Here is a 24,868-nt window from a genome sequence, read left to right as displayed (position 1 = left end):
GACACACGCTGCCGCCATGGCGGGAGGGGATAGGTGATGGACCAGCGTCCGCTGCTGCGCGACCTCATCGACATCAAGGAACACGTCGCCGGGTCGGATTACGTGCTGACCTTGGCGGACGCGGTGACCACCGAGGGGTCGACCAAGGCCGTCGAGGACTACGTACTCACAGAGCGGCTGCTCGGGAACTTCGACGAGGCGCTGTCGCTGATCAAGTCCGCGCTCGATGGGAACACCTCCAAGCCCGCCTTTCTGCACGGGTCGTTCGGTTCCGGTAAGTCGCATTTCATGGCGGTGCTGTACGCGCTGCTGTCGGGCAATTCGGCGGCTCGCGCGCGCGGTGAGTTCGATCCGGTGCTCACCAAGCACGAGTGGTTGCTGACCGAGGGCAAGAAGTTCCTCATGGTGCCGTATCACATGATCGACGCCAAATCGATGGAGCAGCGGGTGCTCGGCGGGTACGTCGAGTTCGTGCGCAAGGTGCATCCGGACGCGCCGATTCCGCCTGTGTACCGCACCGATGCGCTGTTCACCGACCTGCGCCAGCTGCGAGCCACCATGGGCGAGGAGTCGTTCCTCGCCGCCCTCAACCGCGACTACGCCGGTGACGAGGACGACGAGTGGGGCGACTCGGGCGCGTTCTGGACCGGCGAGCGGATCGATGCCGCGCTCACCGCGGACGAAGCGCAGGACGCCAGCGGGCTCAACCTGGTGAACCCCACCACGCCCCGTGAGCTGCGCGCCAAACTCGTGCACGACGCCAGCACCACGCTGCTGCCTGGCTTCACCCAGCGCGCCGCCGAGGACGAGAGCGGGTTCATCTCCCTCGACGCGGGGCTCAGTGTCATTGCCGCCCACGCGAAATCGCTGGGCTACGACGGCATCATTCTGTTCCTCGACGAGCTGATCCTGTGGCTGGCCAGCCTCATTCACGACGAGAAGCGGGTGGCCAGGGAAGCCAGCAAGATCACCAACTTCCGGGAGGGCGGCGACGCCCGCCGCGCGATCCCGATCGTCTCTTTTGTCGCCCGCCAGCGCGACCTGCGTGAGCTTGTCGGCGAGGAGCTTGCGGGAGCGGCGGAGTCCGCTATCCAGGACGCCCTCAACCACGCGTCGGGACGGTTCGAGCTGATCAGCCTCGAGGACCGCAACCTGCCGCAGATCGCGCACGCGCGTCTGCTCAAGCCGCGTCAGGCCGACGCGGCGGCGCAGATCGAGGCCGCCTTCGACAAGACCAAGAAGCTCGGGCCCAAGGTCTGGGACACCCTGCTTGGCTCGGATGAAAGCACCACCGGTGCGGACGAGGCGTCCTTCCGCCTGAGCTACCCCTTCTCCCCCGCTTTCCTCGACACCCTGGTCCACATCTCGGCGGCGCTGCAGCGTTCACGCACCGGTCTGAAATTGATGGGGCAGCTGCTCGCCGATCATCGCAACGAACTGCGACTGGGTGACCTGATCCCGCTCGGCGATCTCTACGAGCAGCTCACACGGGGCGGCGACCGGCCGTTCGTGGCGGACAAGAAGGTGCTCTTCGACGCCGCCGACAAGCTCTACAAGACACGACTGCGCCCGTACCTGCTGAGCACCTGTGAGGTCACCGAGGACGATGTCGACGCCTATGTGAATCGGCGCGACACCGTCACCGATCCCAAGCTCGCGGGCAACTGCAAGAAGTTCGTCGGCCAGAACCGGTTCATCTGCACGATCCTGCTGGCGGCCCTCGCCCCGAGCGTTCCGTCCCTGCGGGACTTGACGATCCGGCGGCTCGGCGCGCTCAACCACGGGTCGATCACCTCCATGATCCCAGGCCGTGAAGAGACCGTGATCAAGGATTACGTCGCCGAATGGGCCTCCCGGTTCCCCGAGATCAAGCTGACCGGCACCGATGCCAATCCCGGTGTGCGCCTGGAGCTCTCCGGCGTAGACGTGGAGACGGTGATCGCCAATGCCCAGGCCAACGACAACCCGTCCAACCGGGCGGCGCTGGCGCGCGAGCTGCTGTGCGACGAGCTGGGCGTGGACCGCATCGACGGCCGCTACGACGCCGATGAGCTGCGACTGGTGTGGCGCGGCTCGAACCGGGTGCTAGAGGTCATCTTCGGCAACGTCAGCGACGAGGAGAACCTGCCCAACCAGGACCTGCAGCCCACGGTCGCGGGCAACTGGCGGATCGTCATCGATCTGCCGTACGACGAGGGGCAGCACTCCCCCATCGAGGACGCAGACCGCATCCAGCGGTTGCGCACCGCGCAGGGCGGCAATCATCCCCGCACGGTCGCCTGGCTGCCCACGCATCTGACCAAGCCTCGCTGGGAGGACTTCCGCCGGCTGCTGGTCATCACCAAGGCACTGGCCGACCCCTACCGGTTCGACACCCAGTACGCCCAGCATCTCAATCCCGACAACCGGGCCAGTGCCAAGCAGCTGCTCGAATCCCAATGCGAGACATTGCGTAAGCAGGTACTCGGGGCGTTCAAGCAGGCGTACGGCTTGGCGGATCGCAAGCCGAGCGACGTCACCAACGATCTCGAGCAGCTGTTCTATCCGCTGCCGGACATCGACGGCCTGACCGTGTCCATCGGACAGTCCATGTACGACGGCATCCGCTTCGTCGCCGACAAGCTGCTCGCCTACCAGTTCCCCGACCACCCGAACCTGGACCCGCGCAACACCGGCAAGGCCGTCAAACTGGCCGACGCGAAAACGGTTCTCACGCATGTCCGTGGCGCGGCCGAGGCGCGCGACGGGCGCGTGGAGGTGACGCAGAAGGATCGCGACCTCATGCGCACCCTCGCCGAACCGCTCGGCCTGGGTCAGCAAAAGGAAGCCTATTTCGAGCTGTCGCGCCGCTGGTCGGACCACTTCCGCGCGACCGCCCAGAATCAGGGCGAGACCGGTGACCTGTCGGTCATCAAGCTCGTGGACTGGACCGACCTGCCCCGCGAGCGCGGCCTCGAATCACATATCGCAAACCTGGTGATCGCGGCGTTCGCGGAAATGGACGATCGGGTCTGGGTACGCGGCGGCGTGCCCATCGACACTCCCGAACTCAACCGCATCCAAGCCGGTGACGCGCTGCGCACGCAGCCGCTGCCGAGTGAATCCGACTGGAACACTGCGCGAAACCGCTTCGAAGTCATCTTCGGCGAGAAGCCCCCGACGCTGCGGCGCGGCGGGCTGGTGCAGCAGTTCGCGCGCCAGATCGTCACGGCGGCGGGCAAATACCGCGATCCCGCTTCGCGGCTGGTCGAACAGCTCGAGAAGCACGCCGAATTCCTCGCCCTCGACGACCTCGAGCCGGACGAACGATTGGCCCTGGCCCGGCGTTCGATTACGCTCCTCACCACACTTGCCGGGGCGGGCGGCGGTTCGGCGGGTGCGAAGAAGACGGTCGAGGCCCTGGCGCATTTCGATCTGGCGGGGGTCAATGCCGACCGGTACGCGACCTCGATCAAGACTGCCGAGCAGGTGGTCTCCGCGCTCACCCACGCCGCCTGGGACACGCTCGGGCAAGCGAATCACCTCGGCATGGAGGGTGCCGCCCTGTTGGATTCGCTGCGCACCGCCGCCCGCGCCGACCAGAGGTCCGCGAATCTGGCCGAGGCACTGCGCAGTACCGGGGTCAAGGTCACCGAACTCTCGACCCGCAAGCTGCGCGAGGCCGAGCGCCTCAAAGAAGCCGAACGCATCAAAGAAGCGCAGAACTCGGCGAAAGTCACACCCGTTCGTCCGCAGGACCCCACTCCAGTGCGGGTCGATTACGAGAACAACGGTCAGCAGGCCCACAACCTCACTCAGTCCGATGCTCCGACCCCGTCACCGGTCAACACCCAGACCGACGGCCGTGCGGGCCGTCGCACCACCACGGTGGGTGAGGCGGTGCGGGAGCTGTCCATCGACCTCGCCGAGCTGGTAGAGCTGGAACCCGGGACCAGGATCGAAATCAGCTGGCGGGTCGTGGAATGACCCGGGTGTCGGTTCCCACGGCGCTGCGGCTGTCGAGAAATACAGTCGCCCAATATCTTTCCGCGCATGCGAAACTCTCAGAGATCCTCACCGTGCCGGGGTCGCCGGAGACCCTGCTGCTGCGCGGAGAACCGGCATGGGAGGGTGATCCGGTCCTGACGCTCGGAGACGGCCGCCGAGCCCGGGTGAGGGTCGCGCCGTCACCCTTGGCCGTGCACGAGACTGTGCTCGAGCACGCTCGCGACATCGAACCGGACCCGCGCGTGCTCGTGGTTCTGACCGATGTCGAGGAACACGACCTCGACCCGGCCATCCTCGCCCGCACCCACCGCGGCCGTGTCTACGCCGTCGACCGGTGGGATGTCGTGCGGGAAACCTTCGGGGCCACCGCCATCGACCCGCGACTCAAGCGGGAGACGTGGGCGTGCGAGGCCCTGTTGGACGCCTCCGGTACGCACCGCTGGCCCTCGACCTTGGCCGGCGGCGTGCTGGCGCGCACTCCCGCGCTGGCCGCCCTGGCGGCCCGACGGCTGCAACTTGGTGTGACCGACGACCGCATCGACGCGCAGACCCTCCTCGAATGGTCCCAGCGTCCGGGCGGCCCGCAGCTGCTGCTCGACCTGCGCGGCCCCGAACGCGACGGCCTCATCGAATTCCTCAGCGAGGCCGAACAGTCCGGTGCCGCCGGACGTGTCCTGGCGGCACTGACCCGCACCGGTCACGGTGGCGAGGCGGTCGCCTACGGTCTGGCGTGCGCGGCGCTGTGGGAGCACGCCGCACCCAGCAATCTCGTCTATCAGGCCCGGGGCCGCGTCGAGCGCTGGCTGGGTGATCACCCACCAGCCTCGGGAACGGCACTCGACGGGGTGCTCGCCGCCTTCGGCCGCACCTGCGAGAACTATGTCCGAGCCGCCCTCGAGAAGGCGTACGCCGCAGCCGACCTCGACGATGAGGCCGACGAAACGGCGCGGCAGGCGCGCAAGACCGCCGATACCGTTCTGGCCCAAGCCGATCTGCTGATCCGCCAGTTCGGCGCGGGCGAGGCCGCGACCGCCAGTCCGACCCTCACCACCGGTCTCGAAGCGCGCTTCACAGCGGTAGGCCTGGCACTGGGCCGAGGGATCGAAGCCCTGGACCGCAACCAGCCCGCGGAGATCGCTCAGGCCCGCGACGCGATCGATCGGGCCGTCGACCGGCTGCGCGACCACACCCTCGCCCCTGACCACCGGGTTCGCATCAGCCGAGTTCGCATGGCGCAGCGCCTGTTCCGCTGGCTGGACACGCAACCGGACCCCACCGTCGAATCCGTGGCCGGGGCCCTGGACCGCCAGATGCGAGACACCGCCTGGGCCGACCGTGCACTCGACTACCTTGACGCGGGCGGCGACGATGACGCCCCGCTACGGGTCGCCTATCAGGCCATCGTGGGGCGCACACGCGACCTGCGCCGCGAGTTCGATCGAGAGTTCGCCCAAACCCTGGCCAATTGGACCGAGGCGGGCACCGATCCCGGGTCAATGCTGACCGTCGAATCCTTCCTGCATCGGGTGGTGCGGCCACTGGCGAGCGCCGACAGCCGGATCCTGCTGATCGTCGTCGACGGTATGAGCGCCGCCATCGCGACCGAATTGGCGGGCGAATTGCGCAGCACCTTCGCCGAATACGATCCGCTGCCCGGCGCGGGCCGCCCGTACCGTCGCACCATGGCCGCCGCGCTGCCAAGCCTGACCGCCGTCTCGCGCACTTCCCTGTTCGCCGGACGCTTGATGAAGGGCGATCAGACGGTCGAAAAGCGTCTGTTTCCCGAGCACAAGTTCTGGGGCGCGAAGAAGGCGAAGGTCTTCCACAAGAACCACCTGCGGAGCGAACCCGGTGATCGGTTCGGCCCGGAACTGACAGAGGCGCTCGCGGACCCCCACTGCCATGTCGCGGTCGTGCTCAACACCGTCGACGACCGCCTCGCCAAGGAGGCCAAGCTCGACGACTCCGGCTGGGAGACACGGGAGATCGGTGATCTGCGGGCACTGGTCGGCGCCGCCTCCGGGCAGGGCATGACGGTACTGATCACCAGCGACCACGGCCATGTCATCGACCGGCACGGCGTCGGAATCCAGGCCGCCGGTGTCGAATCGGCCCGGCATCGGCTCCCCGCCCCCGAACACGACCGTCTGGGCGACACCGAGGTCGCGCTGAGCGGGCCACGAGTGGTCTGGCCCGAACCCGACGCGTCCATTGTCGCCCTGTGGGACAACGACTCCCGCTACACCACGCAGAAGGCCGGATACCACGGCGGTGCGTCACTGGCAGAGATCACCATCCCGATCCTGGCCTTCCTGCCGTTCGACGCCGACCCGCCGAAGGGCTGGCGGGAACTCGGCGACCAGCGCCCTGGCTGGTGGAAGGACGATTCCGAGATCCTGGCGCCCGCGGAGGCGGTCGCGCCACCACCACAGCGGGCCAAGAAGATGGAACGCCAGATCAAGGAGAAGCTCACCGATCAGATGTCCCTGGACATCGCAATGCCCGCGGAACCCGTACTCGCGTTGGCATCGACCGCCACGAGCCCGATCGACGATCTGGTCGCGAGCCTGCTCGCGTCGCCGGTCTTCGAAGCCCAGCTCGAGCAGTTGGCACGCAAACCGGCGATCATCAAGCTGGACAAGGCCGTTCGCGCCCTGCTCGACGGCCCGCAGTCGACCACCGCGCTGGCTCAGCGAGTCGACTATCCGATCTCGCGCGCGAGCGGATTCGCGGCCGTCCTGGGCCAGCTGCTCAATGTCGACGGCGTTCAGGTGCTGGAGACGCTCCCCGACGGCCGCACGCTGCGCCTACATCCGGGCACCCTCCGCGATCAGTTCGGATTGTCATGACCGTGGACGCCACCGAGCCGGGCGCGGGCCCGGGAACCGCCCCGGCGCCGTGCGAAACTGATCGAGTGAGTAGCGTCCAGCCCCTGCCCGTCAGCGCGGTCCGCCGGCGCGCCGTCATCGACGCGCTGCGCCGCGGCGCCGTCCCCGACAGCGGACTGGATCTACTCGCCACCGGGCTTGATCGATTCGAGGCAGCCCTGGATGCCGAACTCGATGCCACGGCATCCGGGTCCGCGGTCTTCAAGGCGGTGCGCGGTGAATACGGGTCCGGCAAGACGTTCTTCTCCCGATGGCTCGGTGAGCGGGCGAAGCGCCGGAACTTCGCGGTCGCGGAGATTCAGATCTCGGAGACCGAGACGCCGTTACACAAGCTGGAGACGGTGTATCGGCGGCTCACCGAGCGGCTGACGACGTCGAGTTTCCCGCCCAGTGCCCTGCGCCCGGTGGTGGATGCCTGGTTCTACGCCCTCGAGGAGGACGCGCTCTCCGACGGGGCCACCGAGGACGACTTGGCCGCGGCCGTCGATGCGCTGCTTACCGCGCGCCTGGCCGAAGTTTCCAGGCACGCACCGGCTTTCGCGACAGCGCTGCGCGGCTACCGCTCAGCGGTACTACAGGGCGACGACGCCACGGCAGCCGCCGTGCTGGCGTGGCTGGGTGGTCAACCCAACGTCGCGGCCTCCTTCCGGCGGGCCGCCGGTGTCCGCGGCGACCTCGACCACTTCGGTGCGTTCGGATTCCTGCAGGGCCTGCTGACCGTGCTGCGCGACAGCGGTCATCGCGGGCTACTCGTGGTGCTCGACGAGGTGGAGACCCTGCAACGGGTCCGCTCCGACGCCCGGGACAAGGCGCTCAACGCGCTACGCCAACTCATCGACGAGGTGTATTCGGGCCGCTTCCCGGGCCTGTACCTGCTGATCACCGGAACGCCCGCCTTCTTCGACGGCCAGCAGGGCGTGCAGCGCCTGGCCCCCTTGGCGCAGCGGCTGGCGACCGACTTCACCACCGACCCGCGCTTCGACAATCCGCGCGCCGTGCAGCTGCGGCTGCCGGGCTTCACCCTCGACTCGCTGATCGGCCTCGGCATCACCATCCGGGACCTATATGCCGGTGGCGCCGAGAACGGCGATCGGATCATCGCCGTCGCCAACGACGCGTACATCGCCGACCTCGCGCGGGCGGTCACCGGATCGCTGGGCGGCAAGGTCGGCGTCGCACCGCGACTGTTCTTGAAGAAGCTCGTCGGCGACGTCCTCGATCGCATCGACCAATTCCCGGATTTCGATCCGCGCCAGCACTACCGATTGACCGTCGGCTCCAACGAATTGACCGACACCGAACGCAATCTCGTCGCCGCCGACGACATCGACCTCGAATTGTGAGCGAGACGCCGGAGGCCGCTGATCCGATCGACGAGCTCGATCCCGTCATCGTGCACCACATCGCCAACTCCCTCGGATGGCCCGACCTTCGACCGCTGCAGCGGGAGTCGATCGCACCGCTGCTGCGGGGCGACGACGCGGTGCTGCTGGCCCCGACCGCGGGCGGCAAAACCGAGGCGGCGAGTTTCCCGCTCCTCACAGCCATGACCCGCGGTGACTGGCAAGGGATTTCGATCCTGTACCTGTGCCCGCTCAAGGCCCTGCTGAACAATCTGGTCACCCGAGTCGACACCTATGCACAATGGCTGGGCCGCCGCGCCGCGCTCTGGCACGGCGATACGGCCGACTCACAACGCAACCGCATCCGCCGCGAACCCCCAAATATCCTGCTCACCACGCCGGAATCGCTGGAAGCCATGCTGATCGGAACCAAGACCGATCACGACGAGCTGCTGAGCAATATCCGGACCGTCGTCGTCGACGAGGTCCACGCCTTCGCAGGCGACGATCGCGGTTGGCACCTGCTCGCCGTGCTCGAACGACTGCAACGGGTGACCGGTCATCCGATTCAACGCGTCGGATTGTCTGCCACGGTCGGCAATCCGCACGAATTGCTGGCCTGGCTCCAGGGATCCGGCGCGGGCGCCCGGCGCGGCACCGTGGTCGCACCGGACCTTCCGGCGGCCGACGAACGGAAGTCCGCTACACCGCAGCTGTTTCCGGCTCACGCCGCGCCCGCCCCGCCGCCGGGCGAGGTGGAACTCGACTACGTCGGTTCGCTCGACAATGCCGCCAAGGTCATCGCATCACTGCACCGTGGTGAGAAACGGCTCGTCTTCTGCGATTCCCGCCGCCAGGTGGAGCAGCTCGGCGCGGCCCTGCGCGAGCGAGAGATCACGGTGTTCCTGTCGCACGCCTCGCTGTCCAGGGACGAACGCGCCCGCGCCGAGCAAGCCTTCGCCGAGGCCCGCGACTGCGTCATCGTCTCCACCTCGACCCTCGAACTCGGCATCGACGTCGGCGACCTGGACCGGGTCATCCAAATCGACTCCCCCGGCACGGTCGCGTCCTTCCTGCAGCGCATCGGCCGCACCGGACGCCGTCCCGACAGCACCCGCAACTGCCTGTTCCTGGCCACCAGCGCGGACGCGCTACTGCAGGCGGCCGGACTGCTGCTGCTGTGGAGTCGTGGCTGGGTCGAACCGGTAACCGCGCCACCCGAACCCCGCCACCTGATCGCCCAGCAGCTGCTCGCGGTCACGCTGCAGCATTCGACACTCGGCGACCGGATCTGGCCACAAGAATGGAATGGTCTGCACCCCTTCGACCGCACCGCCGCACCGATTCTGAGCCACCTGATCGAATCGGGCTTCCTCGATCAGGACCAGGGTCTGCTGTTCCTCGGCCCGGAAGCCGAGAAACGCTTCGGTCGCAGGAACTTCCTGGAGCTCACGGCATCGTTCACTGCCCCACCACAATTCACCGTTCTGGCCGGTCGGCAGGAAGTCGGGCAAACCGACACCTCGGTGCTTACCGACGACCGTCCCGGCCCGCGCCTACTACTGCTGGCCGGGCGCAGCTGGAAAGTCACCTATATCGATTGGAAGCGCCGCCGAGTCTTCGTCGAACCCGCGGAGGGCGGTGGCGTGGCGAAATGGTCCAGTACCGGACTGCGCGGACTGTCGTATCAACTCACGCGCGCCATGCGCGAGGTGCTCCTCGGCACCGACCCGCTGGTATCGCTGACTCGACGCGCGGATACCGCTCTCGCCGAACAACGAGCCGAGCGCGCGGGAACCGTCGCGGCCGGCGCGACCCTGATCACCCGCGGCAACGAAGCGGCGCGCTGGTGGACGTGGGCCGGGTTCCGCGCGAATGCGACATTGGCCGCAACGCTCGAGGCCATCGCCGATCCGAATCAGCGTCCGACCGATGTATCCATCAAGCTGAGAAGTGACTTGACCCCGGAGATATGGCGCGCGGCAACCCAATCCATCGACACCGCGTCGCTGACGCTGCCGAGCGTCGATCCGCGCGCCGCCGCCGGGCTGAAGTTCTCCGCGCTGCTAACCGAGCAACTCGCGGCCGCCACCGTCTCGGCGCGGCTGGCTGATCTGCCCGGGGCACGCGCATGCCTGTCCGAGCCACGGAAGTGGCACGTCACCCCGTCGATCTGACGATCGATCAGCCATCGCGAGCAATCGTCGCGGACGCTGGCCGATCACACCGCGCGGTGCCATCGCAGTGGTGACCAAAGCGAAGCGGTCTGTCTGACTGACTAGTTCGATGGGAAAGACCGCCTAGATGTCGAGTAGGCCGAGCTCGGGCTGCGTCTGCGGTTCAGGCATGCGTTCTGCGCCCTCGTGGGTCTTGCATCGACCACCCCCGGTCGCGATGCCGCAAGGCTTGCCCTTCGCGTTGCGTGCACCGCACTGCAGAGCGGGATCGTGAATATGACAAAGCCCTGATGCTCCCGCACCATTCGGGCAGGGAGCACCGGTTTTGGTAGTGGTTCGACAGAGTGCAGCCGTCACCTTGGCGGGTCGATGGACCGTAGGTTCGCGGCGGACCGGTCTGCCGGGTTGTTCCTCGGTCGCGCCAGCCTCGCGAGCGCCGCGCACCGCCAACCGATCGGCCCGTTCGTTCTCGGGGTGGCCGGCATGTCCTTTCACCCATTCCCACTCGACCTCGTGCCCCTCACAAGCCGCCACCAGCCGCTGCCACAGGTCTGCGTTCTTGACCGGTTCCTTCTTCACGGTCGTCCACCCATTGGCCTGCCACTTCAACACCCAGGAGGTAATGCCGTCCCGCACATACGTGCTGTCGGTGTAGATCCGAACCTTCGATGCCCACTTGAGTAGTTCGAGCGCCTCGATCGGCGCGGTCAGCTCCATCCTGTTGTTGGTCGTCGGCCCCGGATCACCGCCGTGGATTTCCCGTTCACTCGAACCGTACCGAAGCACGGCACCCCACCCGCCCGGTCCCGGATTCGGACTACACGCACCATCGGTATAGATCTCGACCTCCACGATCATCAGGCTAGCGTCGCACACCTGAAGTTGCACGGAGACAACAACTCTCACACCGACGACCCGCTGGACACCACACCAGAGAACCGACCAGTCAGCCTGCAATACCTTGCGCCTGCTCAATTCGTTTGTGATATCTGGTATTACGCGCAAACCAGCATCCGAACGACGCCCACGGGGGAACGATCTTGGCGCTCGACAGTCCCAAGCTGCACACGGTCCTGGAGTTGATCAAGACCGGTGCGATGCAGCTTCCCGACTTCCAACGCGACTGGAAGTGGGATGACCTGCGCATCCGCGAACTCATCGCGACCATCACCCTCGACTACCCGCTCGGGGTAGTGATGACGATGGAGACCGGCGGCAAGTCGCCTTTCCGCGCCCGGCCGCTCATCGGATCGGCTGCCGAAGAGGGAACCGATCCGGACCTCCTGCTGCTGGACGGGCAGCAGCGTCTCACCTCCTTGAGTCAAGCGTTGTTCATGCCCGCACCCGTCCAGACCCGGGACGTGCGGGGCAACGACCTCGCCTGCTGGTATTACATCGACGTCAAGAAGGCCATCCACGCGCCCTCCGACCGGGACGAGGCCATCGTCGCGGTGACTCCCGAGAAGGTCTGGCGGACGAAATTCCCACGCCCGATCGAGATCCACCTCCCGGATACCGAATCCGAGTGCCGCGCAGGGCTCTTCCCACTGAACATCGTCTTCGATATCGACCGGGTTCACGCATGGCAACGGACGTACGTAAAGCTGGATGATGCGAACTGGTCGTCGTGGACCAGCTTCGAAGGGTCTGTCCTCCAACACATCCGGTCGTACCTCATCCCGATGATCAAGCTCGACGCCACCACTACGCCGGATGCCGTCTGCGCGGTATTCGAGAGAGTCAACACCGGCGGCGTCCCCTTGAACGTGTTCGAGCTGCTCACTGCCTCGTATGCGGGCGACCGTGACTACGAAAGCGAACACGGAGACTACTATCGGCTGCCGGAAACGTGGCGAGAGATCAAGAAGGAGCTCGCGACGGCGTACCCCGTCTTCGAACGCCAGGACAACGGTACCGAGGGCGGGCTCAGCAATACCGACTTCCTGCAGGCCGTCACCCTGGTGCACACTTGGGAACGAAAGCAAGCCGGGCTCGCCGCCTCGGTATCGGCCAAGCGCAGAGACCTGCTGAGCCTGCCCTTGCTGGACTTCGATCGACTGGCCCCACGCCTGCGCGACGCGTTCGCGTGGGTGGGCGACTTCCTCACGACACAGTGCATCGTGCGCAATGCCGACCTGCCATATCAGACACAGCTCCTGCCGCTGGCCGCTCTGCGGGCGATCCTTGGTGAGGATCTCGATGGCGAGGCCGTCATGGAGAAGATCACCCGCTGGTACTGGTGCGGCGTGCTCGGCGAGATGTACAGCGGTTCAACGGAAAGCCGCATTCCCCGCGATCTCGAACAGCTCATCGATTGGACTCGCGGCGACGGCTCGAGCCCGGACACAGTCACCGAGGCGGTCTTCCTGGAAGACCGGCTCGACACTCTCAGCACACGGAACAGTGCCGCGTACAAGGGCATCTACGCACTGCTCGCCAAACAGGGCGCGGTCGACTGGTATTACAACCAGTCATCGCTGCACCCGACAACATTGGTGCAATACGCGGTCGATATTCGCCAGGTCTTTCCCAAAACATGGTGTGCCAAGAACGGGATACCGAGCAGCCGGGCGAACTCCATCGTCAACAAGACGCCGCTCTCACTGCGCGCGAGCCGGAGCGTCGTCGGCGCTCCGAGCTCGTACCTGCCCCTCCTCGCCAGTGAATCCGGCACCCGCGACGAATGGTTCGACGATGTGGTGGCGACCCATCTGATGAGCCCGACCGCCCTGCGTGCCGACGACTTCGAGGCCTTCTACGCCGACCGCGCCAAACAACTCATCACGCTGGTCGGATCCGCGATGGGCAAGGGCACCCTCTTCCGCGAACCGGAGCAGCGCTGACATGACCGAACTACCCAGCCCCGATCAGATCCGGTCGGAGTTCAAGGGACAGAAGAAGACCGTCGCCGAGCTGCTGACGTTCTTCGGCTACACGCATCGCACCTACGCATGCGTTCCGGTCGTCGAGTCCGCCCTTCACGGTGCGAAACTGACGACAAAACCCAGCTTCGCCCTGTGCCCCCACGACAAACAATTGGAGTTCCTGGAGCTCGACGAATCATCGGCCCCACTGGACGAGTTCGAGATCGACAGCGACGATGCACCCGTCGGTGCCATGCCGCAACGACCGTTTCTCATCAGCGACATCCCTTCGTCGCAGCAAGACTTCGCCAAGGTATCGTCGGAATACACCTTCGCGCAGGCTGTCACGACCATGCGCGGCGACGGAATCAACCATCTCCCGGTCGTCGATGGGGACTCCCACCTACGTGGGGTGCTCACGTGGCAGTCGATCGCGCGCCGTCTCGAGTCCTCGACAACGCCCACCTTGGCGAATTCCATCGAATCCGGCCACGTGGCAGGTCTCGATGACAGGCTGTTCGACAAGCACCTGCTGACGATCTGCACCCACGGTTACGTGCTGGTCCGCGACGACATGGGCAAGCTCTGCGGCAAAATCACCTTGGCGGATCTATCGACGCGATTCCACGAGGTCACACGCCCCTACTTCATGGTCGGCGATATCGAACTCCGGCTGCGTAAGCTACTGGGCGCACGGCTCGACGCCGAGGCCATCATGCAGGTCCAGCCCAACGCCAAGAAGACCGGCAAGATCGACGACCTGCAGTTCGGCCAGTACATCAGTCTGCTCGCGAACAGGACCATGCTGAATCACGGTTGCCAGAACGCTGACGAGAACTGGGCCGCGCTCAGCTGGCCGACCGTGGACCGAACCATGTTCCTGAGCCTGCTCGAATCCGTTCGCAAGATCCGGAACTCGATTGCGCACTTTCACACCGCGCCCATCACCGAAGCGGATTTGAAACAGCTCGAGCTGCTGTCCGGGATCCTGGGGCCGGCTGAGTGAACCAGACCCGCTGCCCCCACTGAAACAGACTTGATCGCTCACTTGCGCCGACAAGCCTCCCGCGGACGCGTCGACCGATAGGCACTCAGCCCTCTGCCGTACCTGGAGCCACTCGCCATCCTCTCCATCCGACCGACACCACTCCATCGTCGCGCCGGACCTGTGATACAGATGTTCTGGTCGGACATGCCACACAGCCGACTCAGGGATATCGATTGGTGCGCAATGGCTTTCAATGTAATGGTGACCTATGTCGGACGAGCCGGAAGAGAGAATGTTCGATTCGCACTGGATCACCGCCGCTGGGGGTTGAGCCGGATCCGCCAGTCCGCTGTTCTCGATTTCCCCATCGGACTGATCGTGTCGGACGCGAAAGACCCCCAGGGCCGGGGTGTCTCCCGCCCGTCAGCCGCTAATTGGGAACCCATGGAGGTCACAGTGACGATCACTGTGATCGGACGTATGGGTGAGGTCGAGCAGGGCGATGATCCGTTCTGGCCGAACGAGATCGCCGACAACAGGATCTACTATCCCCATCGATTCGACCTAGCTCTGATTGGGCAGATCGATGACATCCCGGTCGGAAAACTGCCCAGAACTCTGCATGAATCGATCCGTCTCCGTATAGCCTCCGGCTGCGCGGATACGATCCGGCTCAGTCCCGAGGATCTCGGATTCGTCATCGAATCGGCGGATCCGGCACCGGCCGCAGCGGAATTAGTGCGCCATCTGCTCCAGGAATGATTAAGTTTCAGGGTCGGTCGAGTAGACAGCCACACCACGCATACTGCGGGTCAGCAAGACCTTGTACGTGTTTCGGGTCAAGGCAGCGAAGTCTCGGTCGTCGGCCTGCTGTACCTTGCCGTCATGCGAGTACTCGCGTCGCGCCACCCAATGTGCACCGCGGCGCACGAAGTCCGGGCCGAAAATCACGCCCGCCCAGTCGTATTCGAATCCCTGCGCGGTGTAAATGCAGCCCACCTGGTCGATGCCGCGCGGATCAGTTGCCCAGAAGTACGAGTCGGGTGCGTCCGGGACCTTGATGTCCGGCCAGGCATTCCAGGGTCGTCGCCAGCCGTTGATATCGATGTCATCGACCAATCGCAGCCGACCGTCGACATTCACCGGTTTCGAGCTCCAAGGCCAGCAGTAGCCGGCCGACAGACGTGCGGTGCCGCTTCGTTGCCCCCGTACCCAGTCCTCAAGTGCGTACGGGGTCGGTCGACTGGTCACCTGGAAGCTCTCATCGCCCTTGCCCTTCAGAGCGCTGGCTGTCGAGCCGCGTCGATGCAGACGGCGGTCGCGGTGGTGTCGATGGGAGTCGTGGTGCAAGACCTCTACCGCGCAGCCGGCATCGAGACCTGCCCGCTCGATCTCGGCTCGCGAACCCGACTCTCCGGGCCGCACAACTTGGTTCTTATCGAGCAGAAAGACCGAAACCCACGCCACATCGATCAGTTGCTCGACCTGACGACTTCACCATCGACGACCTGATCGCTGACGCGCCCCTGCCACCGAACCTTCGGTTGGACGAAACCATGCCGGTCCCGAGTCGCGGACGCGCCGAGCTCGAGGCGATGCTGGACGATCTCACGATGTGATCAGCTGCACTCGGATTGGTGCAATTGTTTTCCATTCCAGGCGAACCGGGCGGTGGTGACCGCGTCGTCACCGTCGCTGCCGAGGATCTGGCGGACGGCGATGCCGGGAAGCCCGCGCAGGTGCACCATTCGTGGTCTTTCGAACGCGCTGAGGGATCTGCCGAAGCGATCGAGCGCCTCACGCTCAGGGGGCACGCCGCAGTCAGCGGACAGTTCGTTCATCGCCAGCAACCACGCGCACCGAGCGCTCACGGGTCCCGAGACCGGAGACCTGGGCATCGCATCACACCGCTCTCGCAGCGGCCAGCGAAGCCAATTGGTCACCGTATCGGTCGATTCGCACCCGCGCCCTGCGGCTTGTATAAAATCCGTGCTGACCTGCGAACCGGGCCGATCACTGAGTATCTTAATCAGACTGTCCAGGAGTGGTTTTGACGAAAACAACCGATTCTCTTCGGGCGCACGAATATGCGCGTGCAAGGTCCTCGAACGTAATCTCGTTCGTGTAGCTGTCGCGAGTATCGTTGATATGTCGTCAATTCGCGTCGACGGGCCCGCGTGGTGCGTACCTGGACTCGACCATCGCACCGGGCGGTATCCGCTGGCGGTGGAGCCTCCGGTGCTGACCATGGTGGACAAGCTGGTTCCCGGTGTTACCACCCTGACGCAGTTCGGGCGCTACTATTCGCTGTACTGGGCCCTCGCCGACTTCTCGGCCGAGCGCGACCTCGATGCCGAGACCTGCCGCACCGTACTCCGGCGTTCCGAAGCCGCGCTCGCCTGGGCCTCTCTGGAAAATCGTGACCAGGACCCGCTCGCCCCGCTCCTCCACGGCGCCGATCGCGTCCGGTCTCGCGTCGACAAAGGCGCGGCCTCGCGGATGTCGGACTCCGGCGGCGACTCGTATTCGCCTCGGGAATGGGGATTCTGGTCGCAATACGGCGGTCCCAGCGCCACGCTCGGCACCGTCACCGTGGAGGAACGGGCGCTGCGGGCAGGTCCTCGACGATGCCCGCCATCGGTCCGAGGCATGTTCACACCCTTGTTCGACTTGGTCCTCGCTCGACCCGTCACCGAGGGCGACATCACGGAACTCACCGCGCTAGCCGACATCAGCATCGACTCCGACGATGTCGCGCCGCTCCGCGATATCCTGCTGGCGACGAGTTCCGGGGCCGGAGAACAGAGCGGCAACGACAGGACCCGGAGATCGGTATTCCGGATGCTGGCCCGCGCGGTGCAACTCCAGCAAAGCTCCGAACCGAGTTGGGCTGCGCTGTACGAGAACACGATTGCCTATGGGCCCGCCATTGATTCGGATCCTGTTCTCGCCCAGGAAGAAAAGGCGCAGGCGTGGCGAGGGACATTGCTGCGACACCACTCGGTAGGGGCCTGGCGGCGGTTGTGGTCGACGCTCATCGCGCATGTCTTCGAGAACGGCGAACCCGTCACCAGGGAATCGCTGCACGATTGGCTTCGCACCCTGGTCCGACAGTCATCGGTACGGGAGTTCATGGCATCGTGCCCGGACACCGTCGACGACCGAGGCCATCCCTACCCCGCCGAGAGAGAAGTGTCCGAACATCTCCGCGCCGGCGAGGCGGAACTCGCGATCCTGGTCCTCGGCGCACGCCGCCACCAGCAGCTGACTGGACTGACATTGGAAGCCTTTTGCGGCGGGCACCCGACACGACGCCAGTTCCTGAATCCTCTGTGGGTCCGCCACCAATATCAGGAACATGAGAATCGGTCGCTCCCTGACTTCCTCTGTGCGATCGCCGACGACATGCTGGCACAATCGCGCCGGGTCGCGCTCCGCAAGCTTCGATTCGAACCCGACGGCCGGATGACGATCTTCAGCAAGCTACGCGAATACGACGGCCGATACACCGCCGTCGCGAGAGAGAGCGCGGACAATATCGGGCTCCGGCTCGAGCAGCTCGGAGACCTGTCCGTGCAGCTCGGAGTACTCGAAATCCACGAAAATAGCATCACTGTTTCCGATCTGGGCCGCGATCTGCTGGAACTTCGAGCATGACCGAATCAGACTTCGAATTCCATTCACCCTTGACGCTGCTGCGCCGGTGGGAGTCCGAAAACGACTCACTCGCTGAGGTGTTGATCACCGGATACACACACGATCTCACCTTTCTGGAGCAATATTTCGTGCCGCGCGTACGGCATTTCGGCGCCAGGCTGACCATTCTCACCGACGCCGATCAGGGACTTCACGATCCGGTCGACGTACGGCACGCGGGACGCACGTATCAGCACGCGAATGCCAGGTGCGGCGGGGCTTTCCATCCCAAGCTGGTGGTGTTCGTCGGGGAGGAAAATGTCTGGGTTGCAATAGGTTCCGGCAACCCCACGATGTCCGGGTGGGGCTATAACAATGAGCTGTGGCTCGTCGTCGAGGCCACCCGCAGGTCCGGGCCATCGGCGTTCGTGGATCTCGCGACCTGGCTCACTCGGCTGCCGGATGTTGTCGAGATGCCCGAGTGGACCGCCCAGACATTGGCCACCATCACGGCCATGATCCGCCCGGCCGAGATTCTGGAACCGCCATCCGGTTTGCGGATCCTGGGCAATCTGGACATTCCGATCCTGGACGAGCTGCCCGGCGGTCCGGTCGCATCGCTTGGGATCAGCGCACCGTTCCACGACCGCGAGTCAGCAGCGGTCCGGGCGCTGGTGACCCGGTTCGAGCCCGAGAGTCTCACCGTCGCGCTGCAGCCAAGCCAGACTCGATTCCACGGCGAAAGTCTCGTTGCCGCAGTTTCATCGGTTCCCCAAGTAACCTTCCGCGCCATCGAGGACGACCGCACCTCGCACGGGAAGCTCATCGAATGGCAGACCGCCCGCGGCCGGGTCGCGCTGGTCGGAAGTCCCAACCTCAGCCGCGCTGCACTGCTCACCACCACCTGGCAACGCGGCAATTGTGAACTCGCCGTGTGGTATTCGGCACCCCTCTCCCTGGTTCCCGGCGGCGTCTCGTTGCCGGTACGCGAGGTGCGCTCAACATCGACGATCCGGGCCGATTCGACACCGCGGCCCGCCGCCCCGGTGACATTGCTCGGGGCGCGGTGCATCAAGAACGGCATTCAGCTGGAACTGCTGCTCGGGCGCGCGGGCCTGGTCATCATCGAGACCTCGCCGACCGGCGCACCCGGCAGCTGGCACCAGGCCCTGCGGCTCCAGATCGCGCAGCCCGGGCGGACAACCACGGTTCTCCAGACCATAGAGGCCGCCGGGGCCGCCATCCGCGGCCACATGGATGTGGATGGCCGCCATTATTTCTCCTCGGTCGTCTTCGCCACCGATACGGTACGGTGTCAGCCGCGCTCATTCGATCCCTCGCTGCCACGATTGGCCGTGGATTACGCCTACGGCGATGTCATCAACGACCCGGCCCTCGCCGAGCAGTTCCATGCGAACCTGCTGCGCTTGATGAACACGATTGCCGAGCATCGGGTGACGACGCCGTCGGGCAGCACTGCAACGCAAACCGCCGCCCGATTCAACGACGATCGTTGGGGTGCGTGGATCCAACACCTCCAACAGACCGTCGGGCCGTCCCTGGCCGGGCTCCTGTTCCCCGGCGAAGGACGCGCCGACACCGAACGATCCGAGCAATGGTCCATCGACATGGACTACTCCCTCGATCTCGCCGACGAAGACTCCGATCTCGATGATGAGCCCCGGATCGACGGCCGACAACCGCTGGATCTGGACCCGTCACAGCATGGGGCATGGCGGCGATGGGCGGGAAAACTACGCGGCAACCTCGCACGGAATCCCCTACTGCCGTTGGAGATACGGATGCTGGTGAACCGGTTGTATCTCAACCTGCTCGCCGCCGGGCTGTGGGGACCCGATGACGAGTGGCGCACCGGTTTTGCCGAGGTACTCACCACCCTAAGGCCGACGGACGAGGAGTACGACGCACTGCCCATGCGGGCCGCCGACGCGCTCTGCACGCTGATCGCCGTCGGTCTGGCGCTTCTCTTCCAGGACGCCAACCTGCACGGCGGAGCGGCCGAGGACACCATCCTGCGATCCGCGTGGAAGGAGTTGGGCGAATGGGCCGCATACGCGGACGAAAACCTGGTCGACGAGTACCTCATCCCCAGCTCGCGAGGCTACTCCCGGATCCCCGGAGAGGGTGGAATCATCAAGGTCATCGAATTGGCGCGCTCCACGGCCGATGATCCGCACGCCCAGATCCGCGAAACCCTCGAAGCCGAGGGAATCGAGGCAGAATTCTATGACGGTGCATGGGTCGCGAGAATCGACAGCAATCCCCGCAAGCTCGCCGCCAGAATCGCAACCTACGCCGGCAACCCATGCACGGTCATCGTCTTCTCGAATGCGGGGAACTGCACCGTCATTCGCTGCGGGAGCACACTCGCCTTCGGCGACGCTCGCACTCGCAGATGGCGGATCTACCCGATATCGGCGGTGGGATCACCGATCACGGTTCTCGGCAGCCCAGACGGCCTCCCGTCCACGCGAGCCAATTTCAGACTGACACCACCGCCGGCATCAGTGACGGCCCTTGCCGAGGAAGCGGAGACCAATCTGGCTCGGCTGCTGGCAGTGCTGGTCGAGCCAGGACACTGATCGGCGATCGTGGTGATTAGCAGCATCGTCGCGGGATGGCGTGCACGGTTCCGTCAGTTCCTGGCAATCCTGTCAAGGAATTCGTAGGCGATTCTGTACAGATTGCGGCCCTGATAGACCCCGCATCCGGGCCGGACAGCACGCGGCGTTCGGGATTGCCGATCGCCTCGGAATAATCTGCTGCGCCAACCCTGTCGTGGTTCAGGTATCCGCGCCTGCGGCGTCCGCGCACCATCGCAGGGGCCGGTGACGGTCCGCTACCCACCGAGCCTTACCGCAGTCCGGGTCCTGAGCGATCCAAGCCCCGCCTGGTTCACGATATCGGCAATGATGCAGCCCTCAAGTTCGAGGAACAGCAGTGTGCCGGGTTCCAACAAGCCATTGTCAACGATCAGGGAACATGCCACCTGTCTGGACGGTGACAGCTCATACGCTCGACAACCAGCCCCAGCATGAACGGGACTAGTTCGGGGGCATGTGGTATTCAACCTGGTTGTCGGGGATGTCGATGCCATGCCGCCGGAGGTTGTCCAGGAGTTGGCGGGTGAAGCGGCGGGGTGGGCGGTAATGGGTGCTGTGGTCGGAGATGAGGTGGAGGTGGCCGGATTTGGCGGAGAGTTCGCCGGCGGCGGCTACTGGGGCGCCGGACAGGAAGCTGGAGTGGTGGAACTGGCCGAGGATGTGGTGGGGGGAAGAGTAGAGGGTGCCGTGGGCGTCCATGACAAAGATGGCTCGGCCGCCTTGGGGGGTCCAGAGGTTTCGGGACGTGGTGGTGTCGAAGGGGGCGCCTTGGGCGTCGTACAGGAGGCCGTTGGTGATGGTGAGCTGGTATGGGATGCGTTCGGCGGGGGTGAGGTAGCGGACGTGGGTGCCGTTCCAGCGGGTGTTTCCTGGAAGGTGCTCGCCTACGAACTCGGGGCGGAGTGGGGTTGTTTCGTAGGGTATGGGGGCCGAGGGGGTCGGCAGGACTGTCACTTTGGCGGGGTCGAGGGATGAGGACGACAGAATCTCCTGGACTATCGCGGAGGCGTTCACGTTGTTCTCACGCGCTACCAGAGCGGTTGCGCTTCGGTCGTGCCAGCCGGGCCAGATGAAGCCCACTTCGGTGCCGGACTTCAGGCGGAGCAGCAGTACCTCGCGGTTGTGACCGGCGGGCTTTCGGAACATCTTTCCGAGGATGGGCTGGATGTCGATCCAGGACAGGTCGATTCGGGCGATGGGGTCGAGGTGGACGAACTCTGACCACATTTCGAGTGGGATCTCTCGGTAAGCACGGTCAGGCCAGGGGCGCATGGAGTCGAGGTCGGCGACTATGCGGGTGAGGAAATGACGCTTTTCTGCCTCGGTGAATGGGGTATGGACGACTGGGTCGAGGGCCGTGTTGGAGTCGAGGGCCGTGGTGAGGGCTTGGTGTTCCTCTTCGACTGTCAGGTCCCAGAGGGGTTGGTGAACAAGCCATTCTGCGGTGCGACGGGCCTCCGTGTCGCCGAGGGCACTGGCGAACTGGGTTCGGTACAGGACGGCGGTGACAACTGCCCGCCATGGCTCGGTCATGTCGAATCCTCTCTTGCTACTTCGGGGCTCGCAGGTCGATCTGGGTGGGATCTATTCGGAGGCCTTCGCTGCGAAGTTGGTCTATGACCTGGTTCGAGAACTTTTGGCCGGGGCGGTAGTGGCCGCTGGAGTCGGTGAGGAAGCGGATTTCGCCGTTGACTACTTCGAACTCTCCCGCGCCGGCTACCGGGGCGCCGGATAGAAAGCTGGAGTGGTGGAATTCACCTGGGGAGTGGAACTTCGAGGCGTAGAGGGTGCCGTTCTCGTCCATGACGAAGATTGCTCTTCCGTCGTTGAAGTGGGTCGCTGAGGTGGTGGTGTCGAAGAGGGTGCCGGTGGCGTCGTAGAGCTTGCCATCGTGGATGGTGAGTTGGAAGCTTTGACGTTCTTCGGGGGTGAGGTAGCGGACGGATTGGCCTGGCCAGATGGAGTTTCCGGGGAGGTTCTCGCCCTTGTAGTGGGGGCTCATGGAGGTTGTCTTCAGTTTGGGGACGGAACCTGTGCGGCGGCCGAAGACTGCCAGCCTTGCGGAGGCCTCCTGGACCCATTTGGCGAGCTTCGCCGCCAGGGCCTGGATTCGGGTGGCGAGGGCGCCGACCAGGGTTGCGGATTCCTGTGCCTTGGTGGCCAAACCGGTGATGATCGACGCGATGCGGGCCGCTTTGACGGCTATGCGGGCGGCCCAGGCGGTGTTGCCGATGTACTCGGAGAGGCCGGCGGTGACGGGGGCCAGGACTGCGAGGCCCAGTTCGACCGCGGCGGTTTCGAGGCCGAGGTCCTTCAGCTCCTCCAGGATTTGGTGGTGGGCCTCGTCGAGGTGGTGGGCGTAGTCGGCGCAGGCGGTGGCGAGTTGGGTACTGATGGCGCCGAGGTCGTTCAGGTCGGATTGGCGGGACTGGGCGGCGGCTATCGCGGCGGGGATTTCCTCGGACTGTTGGTTGGTGAGGAGATCGATGGCTTGGGAGGTGGTGCCGGCCATGGTGTGGAAGTTCGCGGCCGCGATAGACCAGGCCGACTGGGCCGCGAGGAGTTCGGACTGGTGGCCGTTAGGCCACATTGCGCCGACGGCGTCCTTGATGATCGACCAGCCGAAGGGCTCGGGGATGCCATCGCCTGCCGCAGAGGGAGCCTCGTCCGGGAGGCAGGACGGTGGGGTCAGAACGGGTGGCGGGGGCGGTTCGACGTCGTTGTGGTTGGCCGCGGACTCGCCGGATTCGTGGTTGTAGGCGCCGACGACTATCAAGTCGTGGACTTGCGCTGCGGCTGCGACCAATTGGGCCGAGGCCTGGAGAGCCGCGGTAGCTGCCTGGTCGTAGGCAGTGGACCAGGTCTGGCCGATGGTGTCGCTGCCTGCCATGCCGGCGTTCGCGCGCAGGACCGCGAGGAGGCCGGTGTGGGTGTCGAGAGCGTCCGAACCGAGAGTTCCGAAAACCTCTCCGGCAGAGGTGTATTCGTCTGCTCGGCAGATGATCAGAGGGACCGTCGGGGGCGGGCTCATGGCCACATGGACGCGTTGGTGGCACCTACCGTTCCGTAGGCGGCGTGGGCCGATGCCAGCTTCTCGCGGAGGGCTCGCAAGGCCTCGCGCATGATGGCGACCGCGGCTACGCGGTCGTCGTGGGCTGCGCGGTGGGCGCGGGCGGAGTCGCCGGACCAGTCCATGTGCAGCTCGTCGACTCGCTGCTCGATCGCGGCGATCCGGGCCTCGATCGTGGAGTCCAGTTTGGCTGTGCCGTCGATCAGGTGCTGCAAGCCTCCCAGGTCGACCCGATAGTCGCCCACTACAGCACCCCGGGCAAGTCGAGGCCCGGGCCGGCCTGGGTGAGAGCCTGCGCGCGGTGGTGGTCGGTCTGGGTGTGTTCCGCGGCCACCCGGCGGAGAAGATCCGCGTCGGCTCGGAAGGACGTCAGGAGCCGGTCGGCGCCGGCCTCCCAATCGGTCCACGGCGTCTCGTGCGAACCCGCCGCGTCACCCTGCCAATCGCTGCCGAGGAACTCGCGGACTTGCCGCATGTGCGCGGACACCTCGTCCGCGAGATCCTGGGCCGCACGATCCAGCCACTCCGCGGCCGCTCGTACCCCGGCCGGGTCGATGTTCAGTATCCCCACCATCCGCACGAAGGTAGTTACGGAAGTCGCTGGTGGAGGGCGACATTCAAACTTCGCGCACTAGCCGGCGGGGGCGTGCATCCATTCCGTGGTGAATCGGGGGCGGGGGCGGTGGTAGGAGAGGATCGAGGACGGGGTGAGGTGGCGGCGGATGATGACCTCGAGGGCCTGCGGAAAGGTGGGGGCCACGAGGTCGAGGGAGAGGACACCGTCGGAGACGACTCGGCCGTCTTCGAGCATCAAGAGGAAGGTGGTGCCGGCGGCGTTGGCTGCCAGCGGGGTCATGCGGCGGCCCAGTGCCTGCTCGAAATCGGCGTAGCGGTCGTACATGCCGCTGGCTACGTCGATGGGGTCGAAGAATAAGGGGTCTGCGGACCATAGGGCGGAGGAGAGTTCCGGAGGCTGCAGAGTCAGTCTGCCGAAGCTCTGGAGGACGGCTGCGGCGGGACGCGAGACAGCGAAGCCCTCGGACTCCAACTGGTCGGTCCAGTCGGTGATGTCGATTCGACGGGAAGGGGTCCAGCCCGCTGCGGCGAGGGCGTGGAACGTCACCGGATTCGGCCAAAAGTAGCGCATAGTGACTATTCGGTACTGGAAGTCACTGCGCACGTATCGATTTGATGGACAAACGCAGAAACCCCCTGACCGAAGTCAGGGGGTTTCGCGAAGGATGTTCCGGCGGTGTCCTACTCTCCCACACCCTGTCGAGTGCAGTACCAT

The 24,868-nt window shown here is 65.4% G+C and carries 16 protein-coding genes and 1 pseudogene; 9 read left to right on the top strand and 8 right to left on the bottom strand.

Annotated features, from left to right (window positions below):
- Nucleotides 1–36: 36 nt before the first annotated feature.
- The 4 genes from pglY to ACYVKL_RS02915 all read left to right on the top strand — a co-directional run bounded on the left by pglY (nucleotide 37) and on the right by ACYVKL_RS02915 (nucleotide 10,395).
- Nucleotides 37–3,966: a BREX-2 system ATPase PglY gene (gene pglY / locus ACYVKL_RS02930; protein ID WP_379171407.1), complete on the top strand. Its 3,930-nt coding sequence runs from the start codon at nucleotides 37–39 to the stop codon at nucleotides 3,964–3,966.
- Entirely contained in the window at nucleotides 3,963–6,836 is a 2,874-nt protein-coding gene (pglZ, locus tag ACYVKL_RS02925; RefSeq protein WP_379171409.1) for a BREX-2 system phosphatase PglZ, read from the top strand. The genes pglY and pglZ overlap by 4 nt, the downstream gene beginning before the upstream one ends.
- Nucleotides 6,837–6,901: 65 nt before the next feature.
- Nucleotides 6,902–8,218 carry a BREX system ATP-binding protein BrxD gene (gene brxD / locus ACYVKL_RS02920; RefSeq protein WP_379171411.1) on the top strand — a complete coding sequence of 439 codons (1,317 nt, stop codon included), beginning with the start codon at nucleotides 6,902–6,904 and terminating at the stop codon, nucleotides 8,216–8,218.
- Nucleotides 8,215–10,395 (top strand): DEAD/DEAH box helicase, encoded by a 2,181-nt coding sequence (locus tag ACYVKL_RS02915; protein ID WP_379171413.1) that lies wholly within the window; start codon nucleotides 8,215–8,217, stop codon nucleotides 10,393–10,395. Before brxD ends, ACYVKL_RS02915 begins: the two co-directional genes overlap by 4 nt.
- Nucleotides 10,396–10,818: 423 nt before the next feature.
- Here ACYVKL_RS02915 and rnhA read toward each other — a convergent pair.
- Nucleotides 10,819–11,253, bottom strand: a pseudogene (gene rnhA / locus ACYVKL_RS02910) (ribonuclease HI); the annotation flags it as partial.
- Between the two features lie 182 nt (nucleotides 11,254–11,435).
- On the opposite strand from rnhA, the gene ACYVKL_RS02905 reads away from it, so the two are divergent.
- From ACYVKL_RS02905 to ACYVKL_RS02895, 3 genes are all read left to right on the top strand, one after another.
- The gene (locus tag ACYVKL_RS02905; protein WP_379171416.1) at nucleotides 11,436–13,238 is read left to right on the top strand and encodes a GmrSD restriction endonuclease domain-containing protein; all 1,803 of its coding nucleotides are present in this window, start codon (nucleotides 11,436–11,438) and stop codon (nucleotides 13,236–13,238) included.
- 1 nt (nucleotide 13,239) lies between these two features.
- Nucleotides 13,240–14,265, top strand: coding sequence for a CBS domain-containing protein (locus ACYVKL_RS02900; RefSeq protein WP_379171417.1), 1,026 nt, complete (start codon nucleotides 13,240–13,242; stop codon nucleotides 14,263–14,265).
- 225 nt (nucleotides 14,266–14,490) lie between these two features.
- Nucleotides 14,491–15,009, top strand: a complete 519-nt coding sequence (locus ACYVKL_RS02895) for a hypothetical protein (RefSeq protein ID WP_379171418.1) — start codon at nucleotides 14,491–14,493, stop codon at nucleotides 15,007–15,009.
- Here ACYVKL_RS02895 and ACYVKL_RS02890 read toward each other — a convergent pair whose 3' ends face one another.
- Together ACYVKL_RS02890 and ACYVKL_RS02885 are read right to left on the bottom strand one after the other, a co-directional pair.
- Entirely contained in the window at nucleotides 15,010–15,714 is a 705-nt protein-coding gene (locus tag ACYVKL_RS02890) for a DNA/RNA helicase domain-containing protein (protein ID WP_379171420.1), read from the bottom strand.
- A 152-nt stretch (nucleotides 15,715–15,866) separates the two neighbouring features.
- Nucleotides 15,867–16,088, bottom strand: a complete 222-nt coding sequence (locus ACYVKL_RS02885) for a hypothetical protein (protein ID WP_379171422.1) — start codon at nucleotides 16,086–16,088, stop codon at nucleotides 15,867–15,869.
- Between the two features lie 406 nt (nucleotides 16,089–16,494).
- Here ACYVKL_RS02885 and ACYVKL_RS02880 point away from each other — a divergent pair, with 406 nt between their 5' ends.
- Together ACYVKL_RS02880 and ACYVKL_RS02875 are read left to right on the top strand one after the other, a co-directional pair.
- Nucleotides 16,495–17,904 carry a hypothetical protein gene (locus ACYVKL_RS02880; RefSeq protein WP_379171500.1) on the top strand — a complete coding sequence of 470 codons (1,410 nt, stop codon included), beginning with the start codon at nucleotides 16,495–16,497 and terminating at the stop codon, nucleotides 17,902–17,904.
- A gap of 29 nt (nucleotides 17,905–17,933) precedes the next feature.
- Nucleotides 17,934–20,486, top strand: coding sequence for a hypothetical protein (locus ACYVKL_RS02875; protein WP_379171424.1), 2,553 nt, complete (start codon nucleotides 17,934–17,936; stop codon nucleotides 20,484–20,486).
- Between the two features lie 462 nt (nucleotides 20,487–20,948).
- Here ACYVKL_RS02875 and ACYVKL_RS02870 read toward each other — a convergent pair whose 3' ends face one another.
- The 5 genes from ACYVKL_RS02870 to ACYVKL_RS02850 are packed head-to-tail and all read right to left on the bottom strand — an operon-like array spanning nucleotide 20,949 to nucleotide 24,724.
- Nucleotides 20,949–22,040, bottom strand: coding sequence for a hypothetical protein (locus ACYVKL_RS02870; RefSeq protein WP_379171426.1), 1,092 nt, complete (start codon nucleotides 22,038–22,040; stop codon nucleotides 20,949–20,951).
- 16 nt (nucleotides 22,041–22,056) lie between these two features.
- Entirely contained in the window at nucleotides 22,057–23,538 is a 1,482-nt protein-coding gene (locus ACYVKL_RS02865; RefSeq protein ID WP_379171428.1) for a WXG100-like domain-containing protein, read from the bottom strand.
- Nucleotides 23,535–23,822, bottom strand: a complete 288-nt coding sequence (locus tag ACYVKL_RS02860) for a WXG100 family type VII secretion target (protein WP_379171430.1) — start codon at nucleotides 23,820–23,822, stop codon at nucleotides 23,535–23,537. The genes ACYVKL_RS02865 and ACYVKL_RS02860 overlap by 4 nt, the downstream gene beginning before the upstream one ends.
- The gene (locus ACYVKL_RS02855; protein ID WP_379171432.1) at nucleotides 23,822–24,151 is read right to left on the bottom strand and encodes a WXG100 family type VII secretion target; all 330 of its coding nucleotides are present in this window, start codon (nucleotides 24,149–24,151) and stop codon (nucleotides 23,822–23,824) included. Before ACYVKL_RS02855 ends, ACYVKL_RS02860 begins: the two co-directional genes overlap by 1 nt.
- Nucleotides 24,152–24,208: 57 nt before the next feature.
- Nucleotides 24,209–24,724 (bottom strand): SUKH-3 domain-containing protein, encoded by a 516-nt coding sequence (locus ACYVKL_RS02850; RefSeq protein ID WP_379171434.1) that lies wholly within the window; start codon nucleotides 24,722–24,724, stop codon nucleotides 24,209–24,211.
- Nucleotides 24,725–24,868 lie beyond the last annotated feature (144 nt).

This window comes from Nocardia tengchongensis (assembly GCF_054781395.1).
The sequence above is the reverse complement of the archived record's forward strand: the minus strand, read 5'-3'. Positions and strand labels throughout refer to the sequence as shown.

Coding starts and splice junctions, on each gene's coding strand:
- ACYVKL_RS02895 (WP_379171418.1), top strand. CDS start 14,491: ATGGCTTTCAATGTAATGGTGACCTATGTCGGACGAGCCGGAAGAGAG.
- ACYVKL_RS02850 (WP_379171434.1), bottom strand. CDS start 24,724: ATGCGCTACTTTTGGCCGAATCCGGTGACGTTCCACGCCCTCGCCGCA.
- ACYVKL_RS02855 (WP_379171432.1), bottom strand. CDS start 24,151: ATGGTGGGGATACTGAACATCGACCCGGCCGGGGTACGAGCGGCCGCG.
- ACYVKL_RS02870 (WP_379171426.1), bottom strand. CDS start 22,040: ATGACCGAGCCATGGCGGGCAGTTGTCACCGCCGTCCTGTACCGAACC.
- pglY (WP_379171407.1), top strand. CDS start 37: ATGGACCAGCGTCCGCTGCTGCGCGACCTCATCGACATCAAGGAACAC.
- ACYVKL_RS02865 (WP_379171428.1), bottom strand. CDS start 23,538: ATGAGCCCGCCCCCGACGGTCCCTCTGATCATCTGCCGAGCAGACGAA.
- ACYVKL_RS02900 (WP_379171417.1), top strand. CDS start 13,240: ATGACCGAACTACCCAGCCCCGATCAGATCCGGTCGGAGTTCAAGGGA.
- pglZ (WP_379171409.1), top strand. CDS start 3,963: ATGACCCGGGTGTCGGTTCCCACGGCGCTGCGGCTGTCGAGAAATACA.
- ACYVKL_RS02885 (WP_379171422.1), bottom strand. CDS start 16,088: ATGAACGAACTGTCCGCTGACTGCGGCGTGCCCCCTGAGCGTGAGGCG.
- ACYVKL_RS02880 (WP_379171500.1), top strand. CDS start 16,495: ATGGTGGACAAGCTGGTTCCCGGTGTTACCACCCTGACGCAGTTCGGG.